The sequence below is a fragment of the Thioalkalivibrio paradoxus ARh 1 genome, from assembly GCF_000227685.2.
GTDB classification, from domain to species: Bacteria; Pseudomonadota; Gammaproteobacteria; order Ectothiorhodospirales; family Ectothiorhodospiraceae; genus Thioalkalivibrio; species Thioalkalivibrio paradoxus.
Genome location: NZ_CP007029.1, coordinates 3,025,576 through 3,044,280, shown reverse-complemented (window position 1 = coordinate 3,044,280; position 18,705 = coordinate 3,025,576). Strand labels below are relative to the sequence as shown.

Genomic DNA, 18,705 nt, shown 5'->3' with positions numbered 1-18,705 from the left:
CGCGGGAACTCAGTCGATGCCCAGCTTCTTCAGCCGATAGCGCATCTGTCGGAAGCTCAGGCCCAGCACGCGGGCGGCTGCAGTGCGGTTGCCCGCGGTCTGCGCCAGCGCGGCTTCCAGTGCGCGGCGCTCCTGCTCGGCCAGGTGATCGTCCAGCGCCACTCGGCCCTCCACGATCGCGGCCGGGTCGCCCCCCGGTCCGGTTCCCGCTCTGGAACAGTCCGGAAAATCGAGCGCGTTGCAGCCGATGATCGGCCCGTCGACCATGACCGCGGCGCGCTCGAGGATGTTCTCCAACTCGCGAACGTTGCCGGGAAACGGGTGCTGCCTGAGCCGGGCCAGTGCATCGTCGGACAGCGACAGGCTCGGGATACCCCACTGCCCGGCGATGCGCGCGAGAATGTGCCGCGTCAGTTCCTCGAGATCCTCGTAGCGTTCGCGCAGCGGGGGAACCCGCAGTTCCACCACGTTCAGCCGGTAATACAGATCCTGCCGGAAACGCCCCTCCGCGACATCCGCGGAAAGGTCGCGGTGGGTCGCCGACAGGATGCGTACGTCGACCGGTTCCTCGCGGGATGCGCCGACCGGCTTGATCGCCCGCTCCTGCAGGGCCCGCAGCAGCTTGACCTGCAACGGCAGCGGGAGTTCGGCGACCTCGTCGAGCAGCAGGGTGCCGCCGTGCGCCTCACGGAACAGGCCGACCCGGGTCTGGACCGCGCCGGTGAAGGCGCCCTTCCGGTGGCCGAAGAACTCGCTCTCCATCAACTCGGCCGGAATTGCGCCGCAGTTGACCGGGATGAACGGCCCGTCGGCCCGCGGTCCCAGGCGGTGGATCTCGCGGGCCACCAGCTCCTTGCCGGAGCCGGATTCGCCGACGATGATCACCGGTGCCTGGCTGCGGGCCAGGCGCGCCACCCGGTTACGCAATTGAACCATCGCGGGCGAATTCCCGAGTAACGGGCTCGCACCCGCTGCGCGTGAGCCCGATTCTGCGGCAAACTCCGGCCCGCTGCTTTCGGTCAGGCGCAGCGCGCTATCGATGAGCCTGCGCAGCAGGTTCAGGTCGACCGGCTTGGTGACGAAGTCGAAGGCCCCGAGTTTCAGTGCCTGCACTGCGGTGTCGATGCTCCCATGCGCCGTGATGATCGCGACGGGCAGTTCCGGGCAACGATCCTGGATCCGCCGGACCAGATCCAGGCCATCGCCGTCGGGCATGCGCATGTCGGTCAGGCAGAGGTCGAACCGGTGCCCTTCCAGCAGCTCGACCGCCCGCGTCATGCGTGTCGTGGTGGTGGTCTCGATGCCCATGCGCTGCAGCGTGATCTCCAGCAGTTCGCAGATATCGGGCTCGTCATCCACCACCAGCACATGCTTGATGCTCATCGGGCGTCCTTGGGCACGGGCCTGCTCGGTATCAACGGGTCGACGGCGTCGGGCGCCAGCTTCGCCCGGGCAGGCGAGCCCGGAACCGGCACCAGAGAACCCCGCAGCCGGCCGGGTCCCCAGCGTGAGAGCCCGACCTGTGCGGGCCGACCGGGCCGGAACCGGGCAACAGCTGCCAAAGTCGTCTGTTGCGGAGTCTCCCGCAAAGGATAGGCATCCAGGCCGGTCATTTCGAGTCACCGAGACCTGGCGGCGCCTGCTCCACTGGGGACGATACCTCGTCCACGGGCGCGAACAGGATGCGGAAGCAGCCTCCCTGGGGTTGCTGCACGTATTCCAGCGCGGCCCCGTTGTTCTCGCACAGTAGCCGCGAGATGTACAGGCCAAGCCCGGTACCCCCCGGGGCGTTGGAATGGAATGGCTCGAACAGCCCCTCCTGTTGCTCCGGGGAAATGCCCGGCCCGGCGTCGATCACGTCGAGGATTGTGGCCCGACCGATCTGGCCGGCACCCCCGCGCAGCACGATCGGCCCCTGGGCAGGGTGGTCGTGTCCGCCGTGCACCCGCGCGTTGTTGCACAGGTTCCAAAGCACCTGGTTCAGCTGCAGCGGGTCGAACAGCACCTCGGAGTCGGGCGGGGTCACCCGGATGTGCAGTGCATCGCGGCGCATTTGCAGTGCCGTGCAGAACTCGTCGGCGAAGCGTTCCAGACGCTCGAGCAGTACCAGTCTGCTGCGTTCCGCAGGCCGTCCGCGCGAGAGACTGAGCACGTTCCGGATCACCTGGTCGACCCGCGCGCTCTGATTCTGAATGATCTCGAGCAGGCGTTGATCCCCGGGAGTGAGTTGTGGAGACTCGGCCAGCAGCTGCGCGCTGTGGCTGATCGCGCCCAGCGGATTGCGGATCTCGTGGGCGATGCTGGCAGTCAGCCGCCCCAGCGACTGCAGCTTGCTCGCATGCACCTTGCGCTTGATCTCGGTCGCGTCCTCAAGGATCAGCAGGGTTCCCTGTTCGCCGGCGAATCCGAGGGGTGCCAGCCGCACGGCCAGTTCGGTCTGCTCGGCATCGCCCGGGAACTGGACCGACGACGGCAGCCTCGGTTCACGCTGCCAGCCGCGCAACGCTTCGGCGAGGCGTGGCGAGAGTTCCTGGAGCGTGCGTCCGGCACGCGGGGGAAGCAGGCGGCGTGCCGCCTCGTTGATGCTCCGGATCCGGCCGTTGCGGTCGACTGCGATCACCCCGGCACCCATGCGTGCGATGATCTGGGCATTCAACTCGGCCAGGTTGGCGAGATCCTCCTCCTGCCGGGCCAGCTGTTCCTCGCTGATGCCGGCCCTGCGCGCCAGGCGCCAGGCCACGATCACTGCGGCGAACAGCGTGGCCCCCAGCAGACCCGTTTGAGTCGGGGCGGGCGTGAACGCATACGCGAGCTTTGGCCCAATCACCAGCTCGGTGGTCAGCAGCATCAATGTGGCCAGCGCAGCGACGAACAGGCTGATCCGGCCGCTGGTCATGGCCGCGGTGGCTGCGACCGCCGGAATCAGCAACAGCCCCAACCCGGTCTCGACCCCTCCGGCGGTCAGCAGGATCAGGCTGATCGCGAGAATGTCGCCCAGCGCGCCGCCGATGATCTGGTAGTCCAGCAGCGCGGCGGGTGCCTGCCTGGATTCGCGGGCCAGCACTGCGAGCACCATCGCGAATACCAGGTAACCGGCGGCAACGAACAGAAACCCCGCCGTCGATGCCGGCACGAATCCCGGATCGCCGGGGGCGATCGTGCCCAGCCACAACAGGAAGGCGGCGACGAAGAGCCGGTAAAGCGAGATCAGCCAGAGCGAGTGCGGGGTGTCGACCGGGGTGTTCAACGGGGAATCAGCCGTCGTCGCGGCTGCGGGCGTCCTCCAGCGCATGATCGCGGGAGCAGTACACGCGCTCGCCCGCCCGGTACGCATTGAGATGGGGGACGTGCACCCCGCAATGCGCACAGCGCACCATCGAACCCTGCTGCTTGATACGCCCGGTGGCCTCCGGACCCTGCTTGTTTGCGGGGCTTCGCAACAGGATCCGCACGATTAGGAATACGCCGACGATGGCCGCAATCAGGAACAGGATTCTCATGTCGTCCGATTCTAGCACCGACCCGCGTCCGAAACGCGGATGGCCCGCCGCGCCAGGCGAAAGGTCAGTTGTCGCTGCGGTGTCGGCTGGGTATGCTCCTTGCGCATGAACCTCCACGAATTCCAGGCGAAGGCACTGTTCCGTTCCGCCGGCATTCCGGTGCCGCCGGGCGAACTGATCACCGGGGTCGACGATACCGCCGGGGCATGGGCGCGTCTCGGCACGGACACCGTGTGGATCAAGGCGCAGGTGCACAGCGGCGGCCGCGGCAAGGCCGGCGGCGTGGTCCGGGCCAGCGATGCGGCCGAGGCCGAGGCCGCGGTCGCGCGTCTGCTCGGGGCGCGGCTGGTCACCGGGCAGGGCGGCCCGGAGGGATTCCCGATCGACCAGGTGCTGATGGAGCCGGCGGCGGCGATCGCGCGCGAGTTCTATTTCGGGATGCTGGTCGACCGGGCCCGGGCTTCGGTGGTGATGGTGATCTCGGCCGAGGGCGGCATGGACATCGAAGAACTGGCCCGGGACCGGCCCGCTGCGGTGGTCACGTTGCCGATCCATCCGGCCACCGGGGTGATGCCGTTTCACGGACGGCGCGTGGCGCAGGTGCTCGGGCTGCGCGGCGATCCCGCGCGTGCCGCGGCGCGGCTGGTCGCCGATGCCTACCGGTTGTTCGAGTCTTCCGATGCGCAGTTGCTGGAGATCAACCCGCTGGTGCTGACGTCGGACGACCGGCTGCTCGCGCTGGATGCGAAACTGGTCATCGACGACTCGGCCGCCTACCGCCAGCGCGAGATCTTCGGGCTGCGCGACGCGCGCCAGCGTCACGAGGCCGAGGAACGCGCGCACGAGCATGACCTGAACTACATCCGCCTCGATGGCAGCATCGGCTGCATGGTGAACGGCGCGGGGCTGGCGATGGCGACGATGGACCTGATCCAGCACCATGGCGGTCAACCCGCGAATTTCCTCGACGTTGGGGGCGGCACCACGGTCGAGCGCGTCGCCGCGGCGTTCAAACTGATCCTGTCCGATCCCTCCGTGCGCGCGGTGCTGGTGAACATCTTCGGGGGCATCGTGCGCTGCGACCTGATCGCCGAGGGCATCATCGCCGCGATTCGCGAGGTGCAGGTGCAGGTGCCGGTCGTTGTCCGACTGGAGGGCACGAACGCCGAAGCGGGCCGCGCGGCACTGGCCGCGAGCGAACTGGACATCGTCGCCGCCGCCGACCTGGATCAGGCGGCGCGGGCTGCGGTGGAGGCGGCGGCATGAGCATTCTGGTCGACCGCGAAACGCGCGTCATCTGCCAGGGTTTCACTGGCAAGCAGGGAACCTTCCATTCCGAGCAGGCGCTGGCCTACGGCACCCGGCTGGTCGGAGGCGTGACCCCGGGCAAGGGCGGCCAGCGGCACCTGGATCTGCCCGTGTTCGACACCGTGGCCGAGGCGGTACAGGAAGCCGGAGCCCAGGCGAGCATGATCTATGTCCCGGCGGCGTTTGCCGCCGACGCGATCTGCGAGGCCGCCGATGCCGGGATCGAGGTGGTGGTCTGCATCACCGAGGGGATTCCGGTGCAGGACATGATTCGGGTGAAGCAATACCTCGGCCAGACCACGGCACGCCTGATCGGGCCGAACTGCCCGGGCATCATCACCCCCGACGCCTGCAAGATCGGCATCATGCCCGGCTACATCCACCGGCGTGGGCGCGTCGGCATCGTGTCGCGCTCCGGAACGCTGACCTACGAAGCGGTGAAGCAGACGACCGACCTGGGTCTGGGGCAGAGCACCTGCATCGGCATCGGCGGCGACCCGATTCAGGGGATGGACTTCGTCGATTGCCTGGAACTCTTCGCCGCGGATCCGGAAACCGACGGCGTGCTGCTGGTCGGCGAGATCGGCGGCGATGCCGAAGAGCGCGCCGCGAAGTATATCGCCGAGGCGTTCGGCAAGCCGGTGGCCGCCTACGTCGCCGGCGCGACCGCGCCGCCGGGCCGGCGCATGGGCCATGCCGGGGCGATCATCGCGGGCGGCAAGGGTACGGCCGCGCAGAAGATCGAGGCGCTGCGCGACGCCGGGGTCGAGATTGCCGCGAGCCCGGCCGAGCTCGGTAGCGCGATGGCCCGCGCCCTCGGCTAGCGCCCGACCCCGATGCCGCCCAAGCCGATGCTGCGCATGGCCCTGGTGCAGACGAACCCCGTGGTCGGGGCGCTCGCGGCCAACGCCGCCGCGATCCTGGACGCGGTCGGCCGTGCCCGCGCCGCCGGCGCGGATCTGGTCGTGTTTCCCGAACTCGCGATCACCGGCTACCCGCCCGAGGATCTGCTGCTGCGCCGGCGTTTTCTGGAGGATGCCCGCAAGGAGGTCGACCGGATCGCGGAGCGTGCCCGCGGGATCGACTTGGTGCTGGGTGCGCCGGTTGCGACCCCCGACGCTGTGTTGAACGCCGCAGTACTGTTGCGTGACGGGGGTGTCGCGGCCTGTTACGCGAAGCAGAAACTCCCGAACTACAGCGTGTTCGACGAGCGCCGGTACTTCCACCCGGGCGAATCCGCCTGCGTGATCGAGGCCGGCGGGCTGCGGCTGGGCCTGACCGTCTGCGAGGACATCTGGGAGCCCGAACCGGCCGCGATGGCGGCGGCGGACGGCGCCCAGATCATCCTGAACCTGAACGCCTCGCCCTTCCACCGGGGGAAGGCGGCACAGCGGGAGGCCGTGGTGCGTGCCCGCGTCGCCGAGAACGGTTGCCCGGTGGTCTATCTGAACCAGGTCGGCGGCCAGGACGAACTGGTGTTCGACGGGCGGTCGTTCGCGATGGGAACCGATGGCGTGGCGCAGACGCTGCTGCCGGCCTGGGTCGCCGGGCAGGCGCTGGTCGACGTCGAGGTGATGCCGGGTGGGCAGCTGCGCCTGCACGAGGTCGGGGTGGAACTGCAGCAACCCGAGCCGGACTCACCCCTCTGGGGCAACGCCGACGACGGCGCCGCCGCCGAGCCGGCGGTGACGGATCCCGATGCGCTGGACCTGTACCGCGCGCTGATGGTCGGCATCCGCGACTACGTGCGCAAGAACGGCTTCAGCGGCGTGTTGCTGGGCCTGTCCGGAGGCATCGATTCGGCGCTGACGGCCGCGCTGGCGGCGGATGCGCTGGGGGCGGATCAGGTCGAGGCGGTGATGATGCCCTACCGCTATACCACATCGATGAGTGTCGAAGATGCACGGCAGGAAGCGGCCTGGCTGGGGATCGACTACCGCGAACTCGCGGTCGAGCCGATGGTCGAGGCGTTTCGGGCCGGGCTGCGGGAATCGTTTCCGGATCAGACCCGCAACCCGGCCGATGTCACCGAGCAGAACCTGCAGTCGCGCTGTCGCGGCGTGCTGCTGATGGCCTTGTCGAACCGGATCGGCCGGCTGCTGCTCGCGACCGGAAACAAGAGCGAGATGGCGGTGGGCTATGCGACACTGTACGGCGATATGGCCGGGGGGTTCGCACCGCTGCGCGACGTGACCAAGCAGTGGGTCTACCGCTTGGCCCGAATGCGCAACCAGATCGGCCGGGTGATCCCGGAGCGGGTGATCACGCGGCCACCCAGCGCGGAACTGGCGCCCGACCAGGAGGACGCCCAGACACTGCCGCCGTATCCGGTGCTCGACGAGATCCTCGAGGCCTTCGTCGAGCACGAGGCGTCGGTGGACGAAATCGTCGCCCGCGGCTTCGATCGGGAAACGGTCGAGCGCGTGGCACGGATGGTATTTCTCGCCGAGTTCAAGCGGCGCCAGGCAGCACCCGGAGTGCGCGTGTCCGCGCGCGCGTTCGGGCGTGACCGGCGCTATCCGATTACCTCGGGCTACCGCGCGGGCTGACCGGTCCACCGGGCAGCGCCACAGATTTCCCGTTTCCAGGAGTGCACATGAAGAAGATCGAAGCCATCATCAAGCCGTTCAAGCTCGAGGACGTGCGCGAGGCGCTGACCGAGATCGGCATCACCGGCATGACCGCCACCGAGGTGCAGGGCTTCGGGCGGCAGAAGGGGCATACCGAACTGTATCGGGGCGCGGAGTACGTCGTCGATTTCCTGCCCAAGGTGAAACTCGACCTGGTGGTCGACGACGACCGGGTGGACCGCTGCATCGAGGTGATCATCAAGGCGTCGCGCACCGGCAAGATCGGCGACGGCAAGATCTTCGTGAGCCCGGTCGACCGCGCGGTGCGGATCCGCACCGGCGAGGAAGGCAACGAAGCGCTGTAGCATCGCCTCGTTGGGGCCGCCGCCGGCACGATGCGGCGGGATCCGGTCTCAGTTCGCAAAGAAGGGCAGGCGTTCGAGCCAGCGACGCACGCCGCCGGTGTCGCCGTCGAGGGTCACCGTCCGCCCGGCTCGCACTGCGGCGGCCTGGTCCGGGAAGTTCAATTCCAGCACGGCCATCGTGTTGTCCGCGTGGTCATCGAGATCCAGCGCGCGGTAACTCTGGATCAGGATCGCCAGCGCCAGCGGCATCGCCTCGGCGCCCTGGTAGTGTTCCACGACGTAGCGGGCGCGTTGCTCCGCGGCGACCCAGGCGCGGCGTTCCATGTAGAACTGCGCCACGCGGATCTCGTGGTTGGCGAGGGTGTTGCGGATGAAGATCATGCGCTGGTGGGCGTCCTCGGCGTAGCGGCTGTCCGGGAACTCGCGCAGCAATCGGCCGAAATCCTGGAACGCCTGATCCAGCGGTTTCACGTCCATCTCGGCGGGATCCATCGGAAAGATGCGCGACAGGAAGCCCTGATCGCGGTTGAAGTTGATCAGGCCGCGCAGATAGTACGCATAGTCGACGTGGGGATGGCGCGGATTCAGCTGAACGAAACGGTCGACCGCGGCCAGCGCGGCTTCGGGTTCCGCAGCCTTGTAGTATGCGTACGGGATCTCGATCTGGGCCTGCTGGGCGTAGCGGCCGAAGGGGAATCGGGCTTCGAGCAACTCGTAGTACTCGACCGCCTGCTGGTAATCGCCGCTGTCCAGCGCCGCCTTCGCCTCGCCGTAGAGCTGGCTTGCGGACCAGTTGCGGGTCGGATCCTGTTGCCAGGCCGCGCAGCCGGAGAGGGTTATGATGGCGATCAGCGCGATCAACGAACGGGCCAGTGACACGGCGGAGCCTCGATTCCAGTACATGACAGTCGGATTCTACAACAACGTGCCTTCGCCACGCGCCGCTGTGCGCGCCCGAGAGCTGCAGCAGGAAATCCCCGCTGAGCTGGCGGGGATGCGCCTGGACGCGGCACTGGCCCGGGTCTTCGACGGCTACTCGCGCAGCCAGCTTACCCAATGGCTGAAGCAGGGCGCGCTGACCGTCGACGGCAGCCAGCCCCGTCCGCGGGACGCGGTGCGCGGGGGCGAACGGGTGCGGCTGCGGATTCCCGATGCCCCGGCCTCGGCTGCGCAGCCCGAGGCGATCGCACTCGAAGTGGTGCATGAAGACGCCGCGATCGTCGTGATCAACAAGCCTGCCGGGCTCGTGGTGCACCCTGCTGCGGGGCACCGGGAGGGGACGTTGGTCAATGCGCTGCTGCATCACGCTCCGGAACTGTCGGCGCTGCCACGCGCGGGAATCGTGCACCGGCTGGACAAGGACACCACCGGGCTGCTGGTCGTCGCCCGCACGCCGGCCGCCCAGACCGCGCTGGTCCGGCAGCTGCAGGAACGGAGCGTGCACCGCGAATACCTGGCATTGGTGCAGGGCGTGCTGATCTCCGGAGGAACCCTGGAAGCGCCGATCGGGCGACATCCGGTGGACCGCAAGCGGATGGCGGTGGTCGCGGGCGGCAAGCCCGCGGTCACCCATTATCGGGTGCGGCGCCGGCTGCGCGCGCATACCCTGGTCGAAGTGCGGCTGGACACCGGCCGCACCCACCAGATCCGGGTCCACATGGCGCAGATCGGGCACCCCGTGGTCGGCGACCCGGTCTACGGCGGGCGGCCGCGCCCGGTACGCGACATGGAGCCGGCCGCCGCCCAGGCGCTGGCGGCATTCCAGCGTCAGGCGCTGCATGCCGCGGTGCTCGGGTTAAGGCATCCGGACACCGGTGCCGAGTGCCGTTTCGAGGCGCCGCTGCCCGCCGACTTCCAGGCGCTGCTCGATGCGCTCGTAGCCGACGCGACCCGGGCCGGGGGAGCGTAGATGCACGTGATCGCGGCGGCGGATACGGACTGGGTTCGCCGGGCGCGGGATTCTTCGGGGGTGCCATGGCCGCGATTCCGCTGATCGTCCCCGACTGGCCGTTGCCGCCGAACCTGCGCGCGGTGCAGACGACCCGCGCCGGCGGTGTCAGCACCGGCCGTTGGAGCACACTGAACCTCGCCCGGCATACCGGGGATGCCGAGGCGGCGGTCGCAGCCAACCGGCGCCTGCTCGCCGCTGCACTCGAGTTGCCGGTGCCCCCGGCCTGGCCCCGGCAGGTGCACGGCGCGGCGGTGGCCGACGCGGGCGAGCTGCGCGATTCGGAAACCGACGCGGATGCGGTGGTCGCCCGGCGCCCCGGACAGGTCTGCGGTGTGCAGACGGCCGACTGTCTGCCGGTGCTGCTCGCAAGTCGGGACGGGGGTACGGTCGCGGCTGCGCACGCGGGCTGGCGCGGACTGGCCGCAGGCGTGCTGGAAGCCACGCTGCAGGCGATGGCTCGTTCGCCAGGCGATGTGACCGCCTGGCTCGGACCTGCGATCGGCCCGGAGAACTTCGAAGTGGGGCCCGAGGTGCGCGCAGCGTTTCTGGCCGGCGATCCCGCCGCAGAGGCCGCATTCCGGCCTGGAACCGGCGATCGCTGGTTCGCGGACCTCTATCGGCTGGCGCGCCGGCGGCTGCGGCACGCCGGCATCCGCGAGATCCACGGTGGCGGGCGTTGTACCTTCGCTGAGTCCGACACCTTTTTTTCCTACCGCCGCGACGGCGTCTGCGGCCGCATGGCCACGCTGATCTGGCGCGTTTCCTGATCGGTGCGTCTGGCCTGGATGCCCCCCGGCGGCTCATGAAAGGATCGGTGGGCGCCGTGGGTCGTGCCGACGCAGGAGGCGCACCCACCCGCGACCATGAAATAGGGGTAGGGCGGAAGAGGCCGAAGGCCGTCATCCGCCATTCCCACGCCGGAGTTGCCGCGGGCGCGCAGGGTCGCTCCGAACGCCGCACGGTGGATGACGCTGCGCTTTTCCACCCTACACGTCGCCCCCGAGAAAAGCCGTGAGAGGGGTGCCGATTCAGATGCCCCTGGCCTTCCGGGGCCAGTCAGCGCAGCGCCCGCGCCCTTGAATATCGCGCGCATACCCCCACCTAAGGTGTCAGATCAAAGCTTTCCGCGAGGGGAACCCGTCCATGCGTATGGATCGACTGACCACGAAGTTTCAGGAGGCCCTGGCCGACGCGCAGTCGCTGGCCGTCGGCCGCGACCACCAGTTCATCGAGCCGGTGCACGTGCTCGCCGCATTGCTGAACCAGGAGGGCGGTACCGCAAGGCCGGTATTGGCCCAGGCTGGCGGCAACGTGAACCAACTGCGTTCCGCGCTGGACGACGCGCTCGGGCGGCTGCCACGGGTCGAGGGCACGCCCGGCGAGGTGCATGTCTCGAACGACCTGAACCGGCTGCTGAACGTGTCCGACAAGCTGGCCCAGCAACGCAAGGACCAGTACATCTCGTCGGAGCTGTTCCTGCTTGCGGCGGTGCAGGACCGCGGCCCTGCGGCCGAGATCCTGAAACGGGCAGGCGTGACGTCGGGTGCGCTGGAGAAGGCGGTGGAGCAGATGCGCGGCGGCGCCAGTGTCGACGACCCCAGCGCCGAGGATACCCGCCAGGCTCTGGAGAAATACACTATCGACCTGACCGAGCGCGCCGAGCAGGGCAAGCTCGACCCGGTGATCGGCCGCGACGACGAGATTCGCCGCGCGGTGCAGGTATTGCAGCGGCGCACCAAGAACAACCCGGTATTGATCGGCGAACCCGGCGTCGGCAAGACCGCGATCGTCGAGGGACTCGCGCAGCGCATCATCAACGGCGAGGTGCCCGAGGGGCTGAAGGACAAGCGCGTGCTGGCGCTGGATCTCGGTGCATTGCTCGCCGGTGCCAAGTACCGCGGCGACTTCGAGGAGCGGCTGAAGTCGGTGTTGAAGGACCTCGCGAAGGAAGAGGGCCGGGTGATCCTGTTCATCGACGAGCTGCACACGATGGTCGGCGCCGGCAAGGCCGAGGGCGCGATGGATGCCGGCAACATGCTGAAGCCGGCGCTGGCTCGCGGCGAGCTGCACTGCATTGGCGCGACCACGCTGGACGAATACCGCAAATACATCGAGAAGGATGCGGCACTCGAGCGCCGCTTCCAGAAGGTGCTGGTCGACGAACCGACGCTGGAGGACACGATCGCGATCCTGCGCGGCCTGAAGGAGCGCTACGAGGTGCACCACGGGATCGAGATCACCGACCCGGCGATCGTCGCGGCGGCGCAGCTCTCGCAGCGCTATATCACCGACCGCCAGCTGCCCGACAAGGCGATCGACCTGGTCGACGAGGCGTCGTCGCGCATCCGTATGGAGATCGATTCCAAGCCCGAGGAGATGGACCGGCTCGACCGCCGCCTGATTCAGCTGAAGATCGAGCGCGAGGCGATGAAGAAGGAGACCGACGAGGCCTCGCGCAAGCGCCTGGACGCGCTCGAGGACGAGATCGAGCGGCTCGAGCGCGAGTACTCGGATCTCGAGGAGATCTGGAAGTCCGAGAAGGCGGCGGTGACCGGCGCCGCGCAGATCAAGGAAGACCTCGAGCGCGCGCGCATGGAACTGGAAACCGCGCGCCGCGCCGGCGATCTGAACCGCATGTCGGAGCTGCAGTACGGGCGCATCCCCGAGCTGCAGAAGGGGCTCGAGCAGGCCGCGGAGCTGGAGACCCGCGAGACGCGTCTGCTGCGCAACAAGGTGACCGACGAGGAAGTCGCCGAAGTCGTTTCGCGCTGGACCGGCATCCCGGTGTCCAAGATGCTCGAGGGCGAGAAGGACAAGCTGCTGCGGATGGAAGAGGCGATCGGCCAACGCGTGGTCGGCCAGGAGGAAGCGATGCGTGCGGTCGCGAACGCGATCCGGCGCGCGCGTGCCGGGCTGTCGGATCCCAACCGCCCGAGCGGATCGTTCCTGTTCCTCGGCCCGACCGGTGTCGGCAAGACCGAACTGACCAAGGCGCTGGCCGCGTTCCTGTTCGACACCGAGGACGCGATGGTCCGGATCGACATGTCCGAGTTCATGGAGAAGCACTCCGTCGCGCGGATGATCGGCGCGCCGCCGGGCTACGTCGGCTACGAAGAGGGCGGGTACCTGACCGAGGCGGTGCGGCGCAAGCCCTATTCGGTGATCCTGCTCGACGAGGTCGAGAAGGCGCACCCGGATGTGTTCAACGTATTGCTGCAGGTGCTCGACGACGGTCGCCTGACCGACGGCCACGGGCGCACGGTCGACTTCCGCAACACCGTGATCGTGATGACTTCGAACCTCGGCTCGCAGCTGATCCAGGAGATGGCGGGCGAGGAACACTATCAGCAGATGAAGGCCGCGGTGATGGAGGTCGTCGGAAGTCATTTCCGGCCCGAGTTCATTAACCGGATCGACGACGTGGTCGTGTTCCACCCGCTCGGGCGCGAACAGATCCGGGCGATCACCGACATCCAGCTGCGGCTGCTGCGCCAGCGGCTCGCCGAGCGCGACATCGCGTTCGAAGTCAGCGAGGCCGCGCTCGACCGGCTCGGCGAGGCCGGGTTCGACCCGGTCTACGGCGCCCGCCCGCTGAAGCGCGCGATCCAGCACCAGGTCGAGAACCCGCTGGCCCAGGCGCTGTTGTCGGGTCAGTTCTCGCCCGGCGATACCGTGCATGTCGATGTCGGCGAGGGCGGACTGGTGTTTCGGCCCTGAGCGACCGGTACCCGAGCGGCGGACGGGGCCTTCGGCCACATCCGCCGCGCAGTGCCTTCTCTTCGCCATCTGCGGGGCGACGATCTCGCGGGCCGCGGGTGCTCGAGCTTGCCCAGGCGGGCGTGGTCTGTTATCCCTGTCGCCTGTGCATGCTGCGTCGCCGGCGGGCGTCGTCGAAGCATGACAGTAACCTGGAAGTCGCGCGCAGAAAGTCCCCTCCAACTTGCGGGAGAGGATGGGGAGCGGGAACGATCACGGCGATGCGCGGCCGGCTTCCATTTCTTGGTGTGGCGGGCATCGCCATGATCGTTGGGGATGGGTTGCATCATGGATGCTGAATCAAACACTCGCGGCAGGCGCGTGGGCTGCAATGGCTGTGCGGATGCGGGCGAGTTCGATGTGCCGATCTCCATGGCATTCCAACCCATCGTCAGGCCCTCCACCCGTACCGTTTTTGCGCAGGAGGCGCTGGTCCGGGGCGCAGCCGGCGAGCCCGCGGGCGCGATCTTTGCCCACGTCAACGATGGCAACCGCTACCGGTTCGATCAGGCCTGCCGCGTGCGGGCGATCGAAGAGGCGACCGCGCTCGGCGTCGGGTGCGTGAGCATCAACTTCATGCCGAATGCCGTCTACCAACCGGAACTGTGTATCCGTACCACGCTGGAGGCTGCAAAGGAGTACGGGTTTCCGATCGACAGCATCATCTTCGAGATCACCGAAAGTGAGCGGGTGGATGACCTGCAGCACCTGCGCGCGATCGTAGAGCATTATCAAGCCCGGGGCTTCAAGACTGCGATCGACGATTTCGGTGCCGGTTATGCCGGTTTGAACCTGCTCGCGGAACTGCGCACCGACCTGGTCAAGCTCGACATGGCTCTGGTGCGCAGCATCGACCGAGATCCTGGCCGGCGCGCGATCGTGCGCGGCATCATGCAGGTCTGCAGCGAGCTGGGAATCGACGTGATTGCCGAGGGGGTCGAAACGCCGGACGAGTATCAGGCGCTACGTGATCTCGGCGTGGATCTGTTCCAGGGGTACCTGTTCGCGCGCCCCGCGTTTCGCGCCGTGGCTGAGGTCCGCTGGCCCTAGGAGCCTGTCGGACTTGGGCTGCTAGAACGCGATGTCCCCTTTCCGCATCCCGGCTCTTGCCTGGCGGATCGATGCCGTAGTCTGATGCGGCTCCCAATCCAATGAAGGGATTCCCGATGAGCGACGATAGCCTGCAACTTTCCGGCGAATTGATCCAGAATCTCAGGAACGCGCTGACCAAGGCCGACCCCCGTGCGAGCGAAACCGTGGTGGCGGTGCAGTACCTCGCGGCCGTGGCCGGGTATCTGGTCGCGCAGATGCCCGAGCCCGTCGAACAGCGCAAGGACTACCTCTCGGAACTCGGGCAGTTCATGCACTCGGTGTTCCTGGATGTCGAGAGCCGCAAGGGTGCGGCACAGCCTCCGCAGCAGGCCTCGGGCGTCTGGCGTCCCGGCGATCCCTGATCGGCCTGCGTTTCCGCGCATGCGCGGGCAGCGGCGCCCGGCCGCCGGGCTCAGCCGCGCGGCGGCGCGATCTGCAGCCGGGGCCAACTGCCGGGCAGCGTCTCGGGGGCATGGGTGACGATCACTACCCGCCGGGTTGCGAACCAGGGCGCGATGTTTTTCAGCACGCGCGCTGCGGTGCCGGGGTCGAGGCTTGCAAACGGTTCGTCCAGCAGCGTCACCGGCGTGTCGCGCAGCAGCAGGGCAGCCAGCGCCAGGCGCCGGGCCTGGCCTCCCGACAGCCGGCGTCCGCCCTCGCCAACCGCATAGTCCAGCCCGAAACCCTCGCGCCGAAGGGCCGTGGCGAGATCGACCGCCTCGAGCGCCTGCCAGAGGGTTTGATCCGGAAGATCCTGCCGGCCGAGGCGCAGGTTGTCACCGATGCTCGCGTCCAGCAGCGACGTGTGCTGCGGCAGGTAGCCCACGGCGCGGTAGCGGGCGGCTTCCGGCCAGTCGCCGAGCCGCTGTCCCGCGAGTCGTAACTCGCCGGTCAGCGGCTCCCGTTCGCCGGCCAGCGTCTCCAGCAGCGTGGTCTTGCCGACGCCGCTGCGGCCGTGGATCACCAGTGGGCATCCGGGCTGGAGCACGAAGGACAGGCCGGCCACCAGCGGCCGGCCGGGGTCGAAGCCGATCGCCAGGTCCTGTGCCTCGAGTGTGCCATCGGGGGCTGGTGCCGGCCGATCGCTTGCAGGTTCCGGCGCGGGCGCAGAATCCTTCTCGTCGGCGGTGAGTCCGAGCTGCTGCAGGCGGCCCGCGGCCTGCAGGCTCTCGCCGACGCGCCACAGCGCGCCTGGCAAGGTGCTCAGCACTTCGTTCAGGCCCAGCGTCATCAGCGTCAGCAGCACCGCCACCGGCGCATCGATGCGGTCCTGCGCGTGCCAGTGCAGCGCCAGCCCGAGCATCGCCAGCGTGAGTGCCGCGACCAGCAGCTGCACCGCCTGGTCGGTCACGAACGCCACGCGCTCCTGGCGCCACAGTCGTGCCGCCTGTTCGTTCTCGAGCCGGTCGAGCAGCGCCCGCTGCCGGTCGATCCGGCGGTACGCGAGCAGTTCGGCGAGCCCGCCGAAGTAGTCGAGCAGCGCGACCCGCTGGCGACTGCGCTGCTCGATCAGCTCGCGCCCCTGTGCCTGTCCGGCGCGGGCGGCGGCAAGCGACGTGGCCAGTGTCAGCGCCGCGCCTGCGACCAGCAGCAGTGCAGCCGGCCATGGCGCCAGCCATGCCGCCAGCGCGGCGGCGGCAGCGATTGCGAGCACCGCCGCAACGAGCGGACCCGTGATGCGCAGGGGTACCGCGTCCAGCGTGTCGATGTCGGCGGTCAGGCGCTGCTGGAGATCGCCGCTGCGCAGTGCACGCTGGCGCGCGGCTGGAAGCCGGGCGATGGCGGCGAAGCTGCGTATGCGCAGATCGGCCAGCACGCGCAGCACGGCCTCGTGCCCGATCACCCGCTCGCCGTAGCGTGCCAGCGTGCGCAGCAGCGCGGCGGCACGGATGGCCGCGGACGGCGTGAACAACTCCAGTCCGAGCAGCAGGCCGGCCCCGGCCAATGCCGACGCGGTGATGAACCAGCCGGACAAGGCCAACAGGCCGATCCCCGCGGCCCAGGTCAGCGCGAGCAGCAGGTAGGCGGTACCGGTCCAGGCGCGGCGGCCGCGCAGTACGGTACGGAGGAACGACCACTCAGACACGCCGATCCTCGCACAGTTGCCCGGCCTCGAGCCGCAGGATGCGGGTCATCCGCCGGGCGATCTCGATCTGGTGGGTGGCCAGCAGCAGCGTGATGCCGCGTTCGCTCGCGTGCCGCAGCAGTCGCGCCAGGAGGTCTTCCGCGGTCTCCCGGTCCAGCGCGCTGGTCGGCTCGTCCAGCAGCCACAGACGACTGCCGGAGAGCAGCGCCCGGGCCAGCGCCACGCGCTGAGCCTGCCCCCCGGAGATGCCGCGGCTGGCTTCGCCGATCGGCGTGTCCAGTCCAAGGGGCAGGGTCGGGTCGTGCACCGGCAGCCCCGCCGCCTGCAATGCCGTCGCGAGTTCGGCATCGGTCGCATCGGGGCCGGCAGCCAGATGCAGGTTCTCGCGCAGGCTGCCGTGGAACAGGTGGGCCCGCTGCCCGATCCAGGCAAACCGGGCAGCCGCCGGCGCGCGGGTGACCGTGCCGCTGTCGGCCGCGACGAAGCCGGCGCACAGCGCCAGCAAAGTCGATTTGCCGCTGCCGCTGGGCCCGACGAGCCCGACGCGTTCGCCCGCGGCGATCTCGAGGTGCACGCCCTGCAGCGCGGGCGGACCCTTGGGATCGTAGCGCACTCGGGCGCCTTCCAGGCGCAGCAGCGGCCCGGTGGTTGGTGCAGGCAGCGATGGCGCCGGCGGCTGGCCGCGCGTGGCCGGTTGCAGCAGCGGCGCCAGCGCCGAGGCCGCCGCGACGGCACCCGCTCGGTCGTGGTAGCTCTGTGCGAATTGCCGCAACGGCTGGAAGTACTCGGGGGCGAGCAGCAGCACGAAAAGGCCCGGGAACAGCGCGAGTTTGCCGGCCGGCCCGAACTCCAGGAACCCGAGCAGCGCGAACCCTACATAAATCGCGACCAGGCCGATTGCGATTGCGCTGAAGAACTCCATTACCGCGGAGGAGAGAAAGGCCACTCGCAGCACCCGCATGCTCAGGCGGCGGTAGCCATGCGCGGCGGTGGCCACTTCGGCCCGGGCGACGTCCAGCGCGAGGCTGCGGCGCAACAGGTCGAGGTTACGGATGCGGTCCAGGAAGTGCCCGGCGAGCCGGTTCTGCCGCTCCTGTTGCTCTTCGTGGATTTGCTGACTGCCCATGCCGATCAGGGCCATGAACACCGGGATCAGCGGTGCGGACAGGAGCAGCAGCAGCCCGGCGATCCAGTCCAGCGCAAAGGCGGTGGCCAGCAGCAACAGCGGTACTGCGAAAGCCAGCCCCAGCGCCGGCAGGTAGCGCGCGAAATACCCGCCAAGGGCGTCAACCTGTTCCTGGTAGCGGCTGGCCCAGGCGCCGGAATGCCCGCGCTGGCCGAGATGCACCGGGCCGATACGGGCGGCAGTGCCGGCGAGGCGGGCACGCAGCTCGCCGCGGACCGCGAAGGCGAGACGCTGTCCGCTCCAGTCGCGCAGCGTCTGCAGCCCATAGCGCAGGACCGCTGCCGCCAGTGCCAGCCCAAGCCACGGCCAGGGGCCGGTTTGGCCGGGGGCGAACAGGCTCTGGTGGACCAGCCAGGCGATGCTGCCGGCGAACGCGACGGTCGCGGCCGCCGCGCCGAGGCCGGCAAGCCAGGCCAGGTGCAGCCAGCGCCGGTGCGGGCGGAGCAGGCCCCGCAGGAAGTCGCGGGGTGTCGGCGGTGTGGGGGAAGGGGGGGATTCGGTCGGCATCGGAGCCGGGCGGTCACGCGCGGGTTTCGGATGTGGGTGGTGCGCCGGTCCCTTCTTCATCCCTTCCGCGCAAAGCGGGGCGGGGGTGGGGGGAGGGCACTGCGTTAGGGAAGCGCTGATGGATGGGTGATCGTGGGGCGTGAGGCCTCCAGCCGCAAGCGTAACGTGAAAGAACCAGAGGTGGGGACGAGTCCCGTAGGGCGGAAAAGCGCAGCGTCATCCGCCACACGGCGTTCGCATTGCCCAGGCGCCCGTGGCACTCCGGGCGCCGGATGGCGGATGACGGCCTTCGGCCTTTTCCGCCCTACGCGTCTTTCATCATTGGGGGTGGTCTCACGGGGCATGGAAGTTAGTGTGAAATGACCGCCACGGAAGGACACGGAA

The 18,705-nt window shown here is 68.9% G+C and carries 15 protein-coding genes; 9 read left to right on the top strand and 6 right to left on the bottom strand.

The features are described 5' to 3' along the window. Positions 1 to 9 precede the first annotated feature (9 nt). From THITH_RS13575 to THITH_RS13565, 3 genes are all read right to left on the bottom strand, one after another. Complete coding sequence (locus THITH_RS13575; protein WP_006747275.1) at positions 10 to 1,383, bottom strand: sigma-54-dependent transcriptional regulator; 1,374 nt, start codon at positions 1,381 to 1,383, stop codon at positions 10 to 12. 226 nt (positions 1,384 to 1,609) lie between these two features. After that, positions 1,610 to 3,292 (bottom strand): sensor histidine kinase, encoded by a 1,683-nt coding sequence (locus THITH_RS13570; RefSeq protein WP_006747276.1) that lies wholly within the window; start codon positions 3,290 to 3,292, stop codon positions 1,610 to 1,612. After that, the gene (locus THITH_RS13565) at positions 3,255 to 3,500 is read right to left on the bottom strand and encodes a PP0621 family protein (RefSeq protein WP_025367575.1); all 246 of its coding nucleotides are present in this window, start codon (positions 3,498 to 3,500) and stop codon (positions 3,255 to 3,257) included. The genes THITH_RS13570 and THITH_RS13565 overlap by 38 nt, the downstream gene beginning before the upstream one ends. A gap of 105 nt (positions 3,501 to 3,605) precedes the next feature. Between THITH_RS13565 and sucC the strand changes: the two genes are divergently transcribed. The 4 genes from sucC to THITH_RS13545 are packed head-to-tail and all read left to right on the top strand — an operon-like array spanning position 3,606 to position 7,743. Beyond that, positions 3,606 to 4,766 (top strand): ADP-forming succinate--CoA ligase subunit beta, encoded by a 1,161-nt coding sequence (gene sucC, locus THITH_RS13560; protein WP_006747278.1) that lies wholly within the window; start codon positions 3,606 to 3,608, stop codon positions 4,764 to 4,766. Continuing rightward, positions 4,763 to 5,632, top strand: coding sequence for a succinate--CoA ligase subunit alpha (gene sucD / locus THITH_RS13555; protein ID WP_006747279.1), 870 nt, complete (start codon positions 4,763 to 4,765; stop codon positions 5,630 to 5,632). Before sucC ends, sucD begins: the two co-directional genes overlap by 4 nt. A gap of 12 nt (positions 5,633 to 5,644) precedes the next feature. Further along, positions 5,645 to 7,357 carry an NAD+ synthase gene (locus THITH_RS13550; protein WP_006747280.1) on the top strand — a complete coding sequence of 571 codons (1,713 nt, stop codon included), beginning with the start codon at positions 5,645 to 5,647 and terminating at the stop codon, positions 7,355 to 7,357. A gap of 47 nt (positions 7,358 to 7,404) precedes the next feature. After that, the gene (locus tag THITH_RS13545; protein ID WP_006747281.1) at positions 7,405 to 7,743 is read left to right on the top strand and encodes a P-II family nitrogen regulator; all 339 of its coding nucleotides are present in this window, start codon (positions 7,405 to 7,407) and stop codon (positions 7,741 to 7,743) included. Between the two features lie 48 nt (positions 7,744 to 7,791). On the opposite strand, the gene THITH_RS13540 is transcribed toward THITH_RS13545, so the two are convergent. Continuing rightward, the gene (locus THITH_RS13540) at positions 7,792 to 8,646 is read right to left on the bottom strand and encodes an outer membrane protein assembly factor BamD (RefSeq protein WP_041483449.1); all 855 of its coding nucleotides are present in this window, start codon (positions 8,644 to 8,646) and stop codon (positions 7,792 to 7,794) included. On the opposite strand from THITH_RS13540, the gene rluD reads away from it, so the two are divergent. The 5 genes from rluD (at position 8,645) to THITH_RS13515 (ending at position 14,904) form a co-directional block, all read left to right on the top strand. Continuing rightward, positions 8,645 to 9,652 (top strand): 23S rRNA pseudouridine(1911/1915/1917) synthase RluD, encoded by a 1,008-nt coding sequence (rluD, locus tag THITH_RS13535; protein WP_006747283.1) that lies wholly within the window; start codon positions 8,645 to 8,647, stop codon positions 9,650 to 9,652. The two genes, THITH_RS13540 and rluD, sit on opposite strands and share 2 nt — an antisense overlap. Positions 9,653 to 9,717: 65 nt before the next feature. Beyond that, positions 9,718 to 10,461 carry a peptidoglycan editing factor PgeF gene (gene pgeF / locus THITH_RS13530; protein ID WP_006747284.1) on the top strand — a complete coding sequence of 248 codons (744 nt, stop codon included), beginning with the start codon at positions 9,718 to 9,720 and terminating at the stop codon, positions 10,459 to 10,461. 382 nt (positions 10,462 to 10,843) lie between these two features. Further along, entirely contained in the window at positions 10,844 to 13,411 is a 2,568-nt protein-coding gene (gene clpB / locus THITH_RS13525) for an ATP-dependent chaperone ClpB (protein WP_025367574.1), read from the top strand. Positions 13,412 to 13,822: 411 nt separating this feature from the next. Further along, complete coding sequence (locus THITH_RS13520; protein WP_232222207.1) at positions 13,823 to 14,500, top strand: EAL domain-containing protein; 678 nt, start codon at positions 13,823 to 13,825, stop codon at positions 14,498 to 14,500. A gap of 116 nt (positions 14,501 to 14,616) precedes the next feature. Beyond that, positions 14,617 to 14,904 (top strand): hypothetical protein, encoded by a 288-nt coding sequence (locus THITH_RS13515; protein ID WP_006747288.1) that lies wholly within the window; start codon positions 14,617 to 14,619, stop codon positions 14,902 to 14,904. A 50-nt stretch (positions 14,905 to 14,954) separates the two neighbouring features. Here the strand turns inward: THITH_RS13515 and cydC are convergent, their stop codons facing one another. Continuing rightward, entirely contained in the window at positions 14,955 to 16,628 is a 1,674-nt protein-coding gene (cydC, locus tag THITH_RS13510; RefSeq protein WP_006747289.1) for a thiol reductant ABC exporter subunit CydC, read from the bottom strand. Beyond that, complete coding sequence (gene cydD, locus THITH_RS13505; protein WP_006747290.1) at positions 16,621 to 18,321, bottom strand: thiol reductant ABC exporter subunit CydD; 1,701 nt, start codon at positions 18,319 to 18,321, stop codon at positions 16,621 to 16,623. The genes cydC and cydD overlap by 8 nt, the downstream gene beginning before the upstream one ends. Positions 18,322 to 18,705 lie beyond the last annotated feature (384 nt).

What these genes read in the sequence shown, in the direction of transcription:
- THITH_RS13565 (WP_025367575.1), bottom strand. Translation starts at nt 3,500, where the DNA reads ATGAGAATCCTGTTCCTGATTGCGGCCATCGTCGGCGTATTCCTAATC.
- pgeF (WP_006747284.1), top strand. Translation starts at nt 9,718, where the DNA reads ATGGCCGCGATTCCGCTGATCGTCCCCGACTGGCCGTTGCCGCCGAAC.
- THITH_RS13550 (WP_006747280.1), top strand. Translation starts at nt 5,645, where the DNA reads ATGCCGCCCAAGCCGATGCTGCGCATGGCCCTGGTGCAGACGAACCCC.
- THITH_RS13540 (WP_041483449.1), bottom strand. Translation starts at nt 8,646, where the DNA reads ATGTACTGGAATCGAGGCTCCGCCGTGTCACTGGCCCGTTCGTTGATC.
- THITH_RS13515 (WP_006747288.1), top strand. Translation starts at nt 14,617, where the DNA reads ATGAGCGACGATAGCCTGCAACTTTCCGGCGAATTGATCCAGAATCTC.
- clpB (WP_025367574.1), top strand. Translation starts at nt 10,844, where the DNA reads ATGGATCGACTGACCACGAAGTTTCAGGAGGCCCTGGCCGACGCGCAG.
- rluD (WP_006747283.1), top strand. Translation starts at nt 8,645, where the DNA reads ATGACAGTCGGATTCTACAACAACGTGCCTTCGCCACGCGCCGCTGTG.
- cydD (WP_006747290.1), bottom strand. Translation starts at nt 18,321, where the DNA reads ATGCCGACCGAATCCCCCCCTTCCCCCACACCGCCGACACCCCGCGAC.
- sucC (WP_006747278.1), top strand. Translation starts at nt 3,606, where the DNA reads ATGAACCTCCACGAATTCCAGGCGAAGGCACTGTTCCGTTCCGCCGGC.
- sucD (WP_006747279.1), top strand. Translation starts at nt 4,763, where the DNA reads ATGAGCATTCTGGTCGACCGCGAAACGCGCGTCATCTGCCAGGGTTTC.
- THITH_RS13520 (WP_232222207.1), top strand. Translation starts at nt 13,823, where the DNA reads ATGGCATTCCAACCCATCGTCAGGCCCTCCACCCGTACCGTTTTTGCG.
- THITH_RS13570 (WP_006747276.1), bottom strand. Translation starts at nt 3,292, where the DNA reads ATGCGCTGGAGGACGCCCGCAGCCGCGACGACGGCTGATTCCCCGTTG.
- THITH_RS13575 (WP_006747275.1), bottom strand. Translation starts at nt 1,383, where the DNA reads ATGAGCATCAAGCATGTGCTGGTGGTGGATGACGAGCCCGATATCTGC.
- THITH_RS13545 (WP_006747281.1), top strand. Translation starts at nt 7,405, where the DNA reads ATGAAGAAGATCGAAGCCATCATCAAGCCGTTCAAGCTCGAGGACGTG.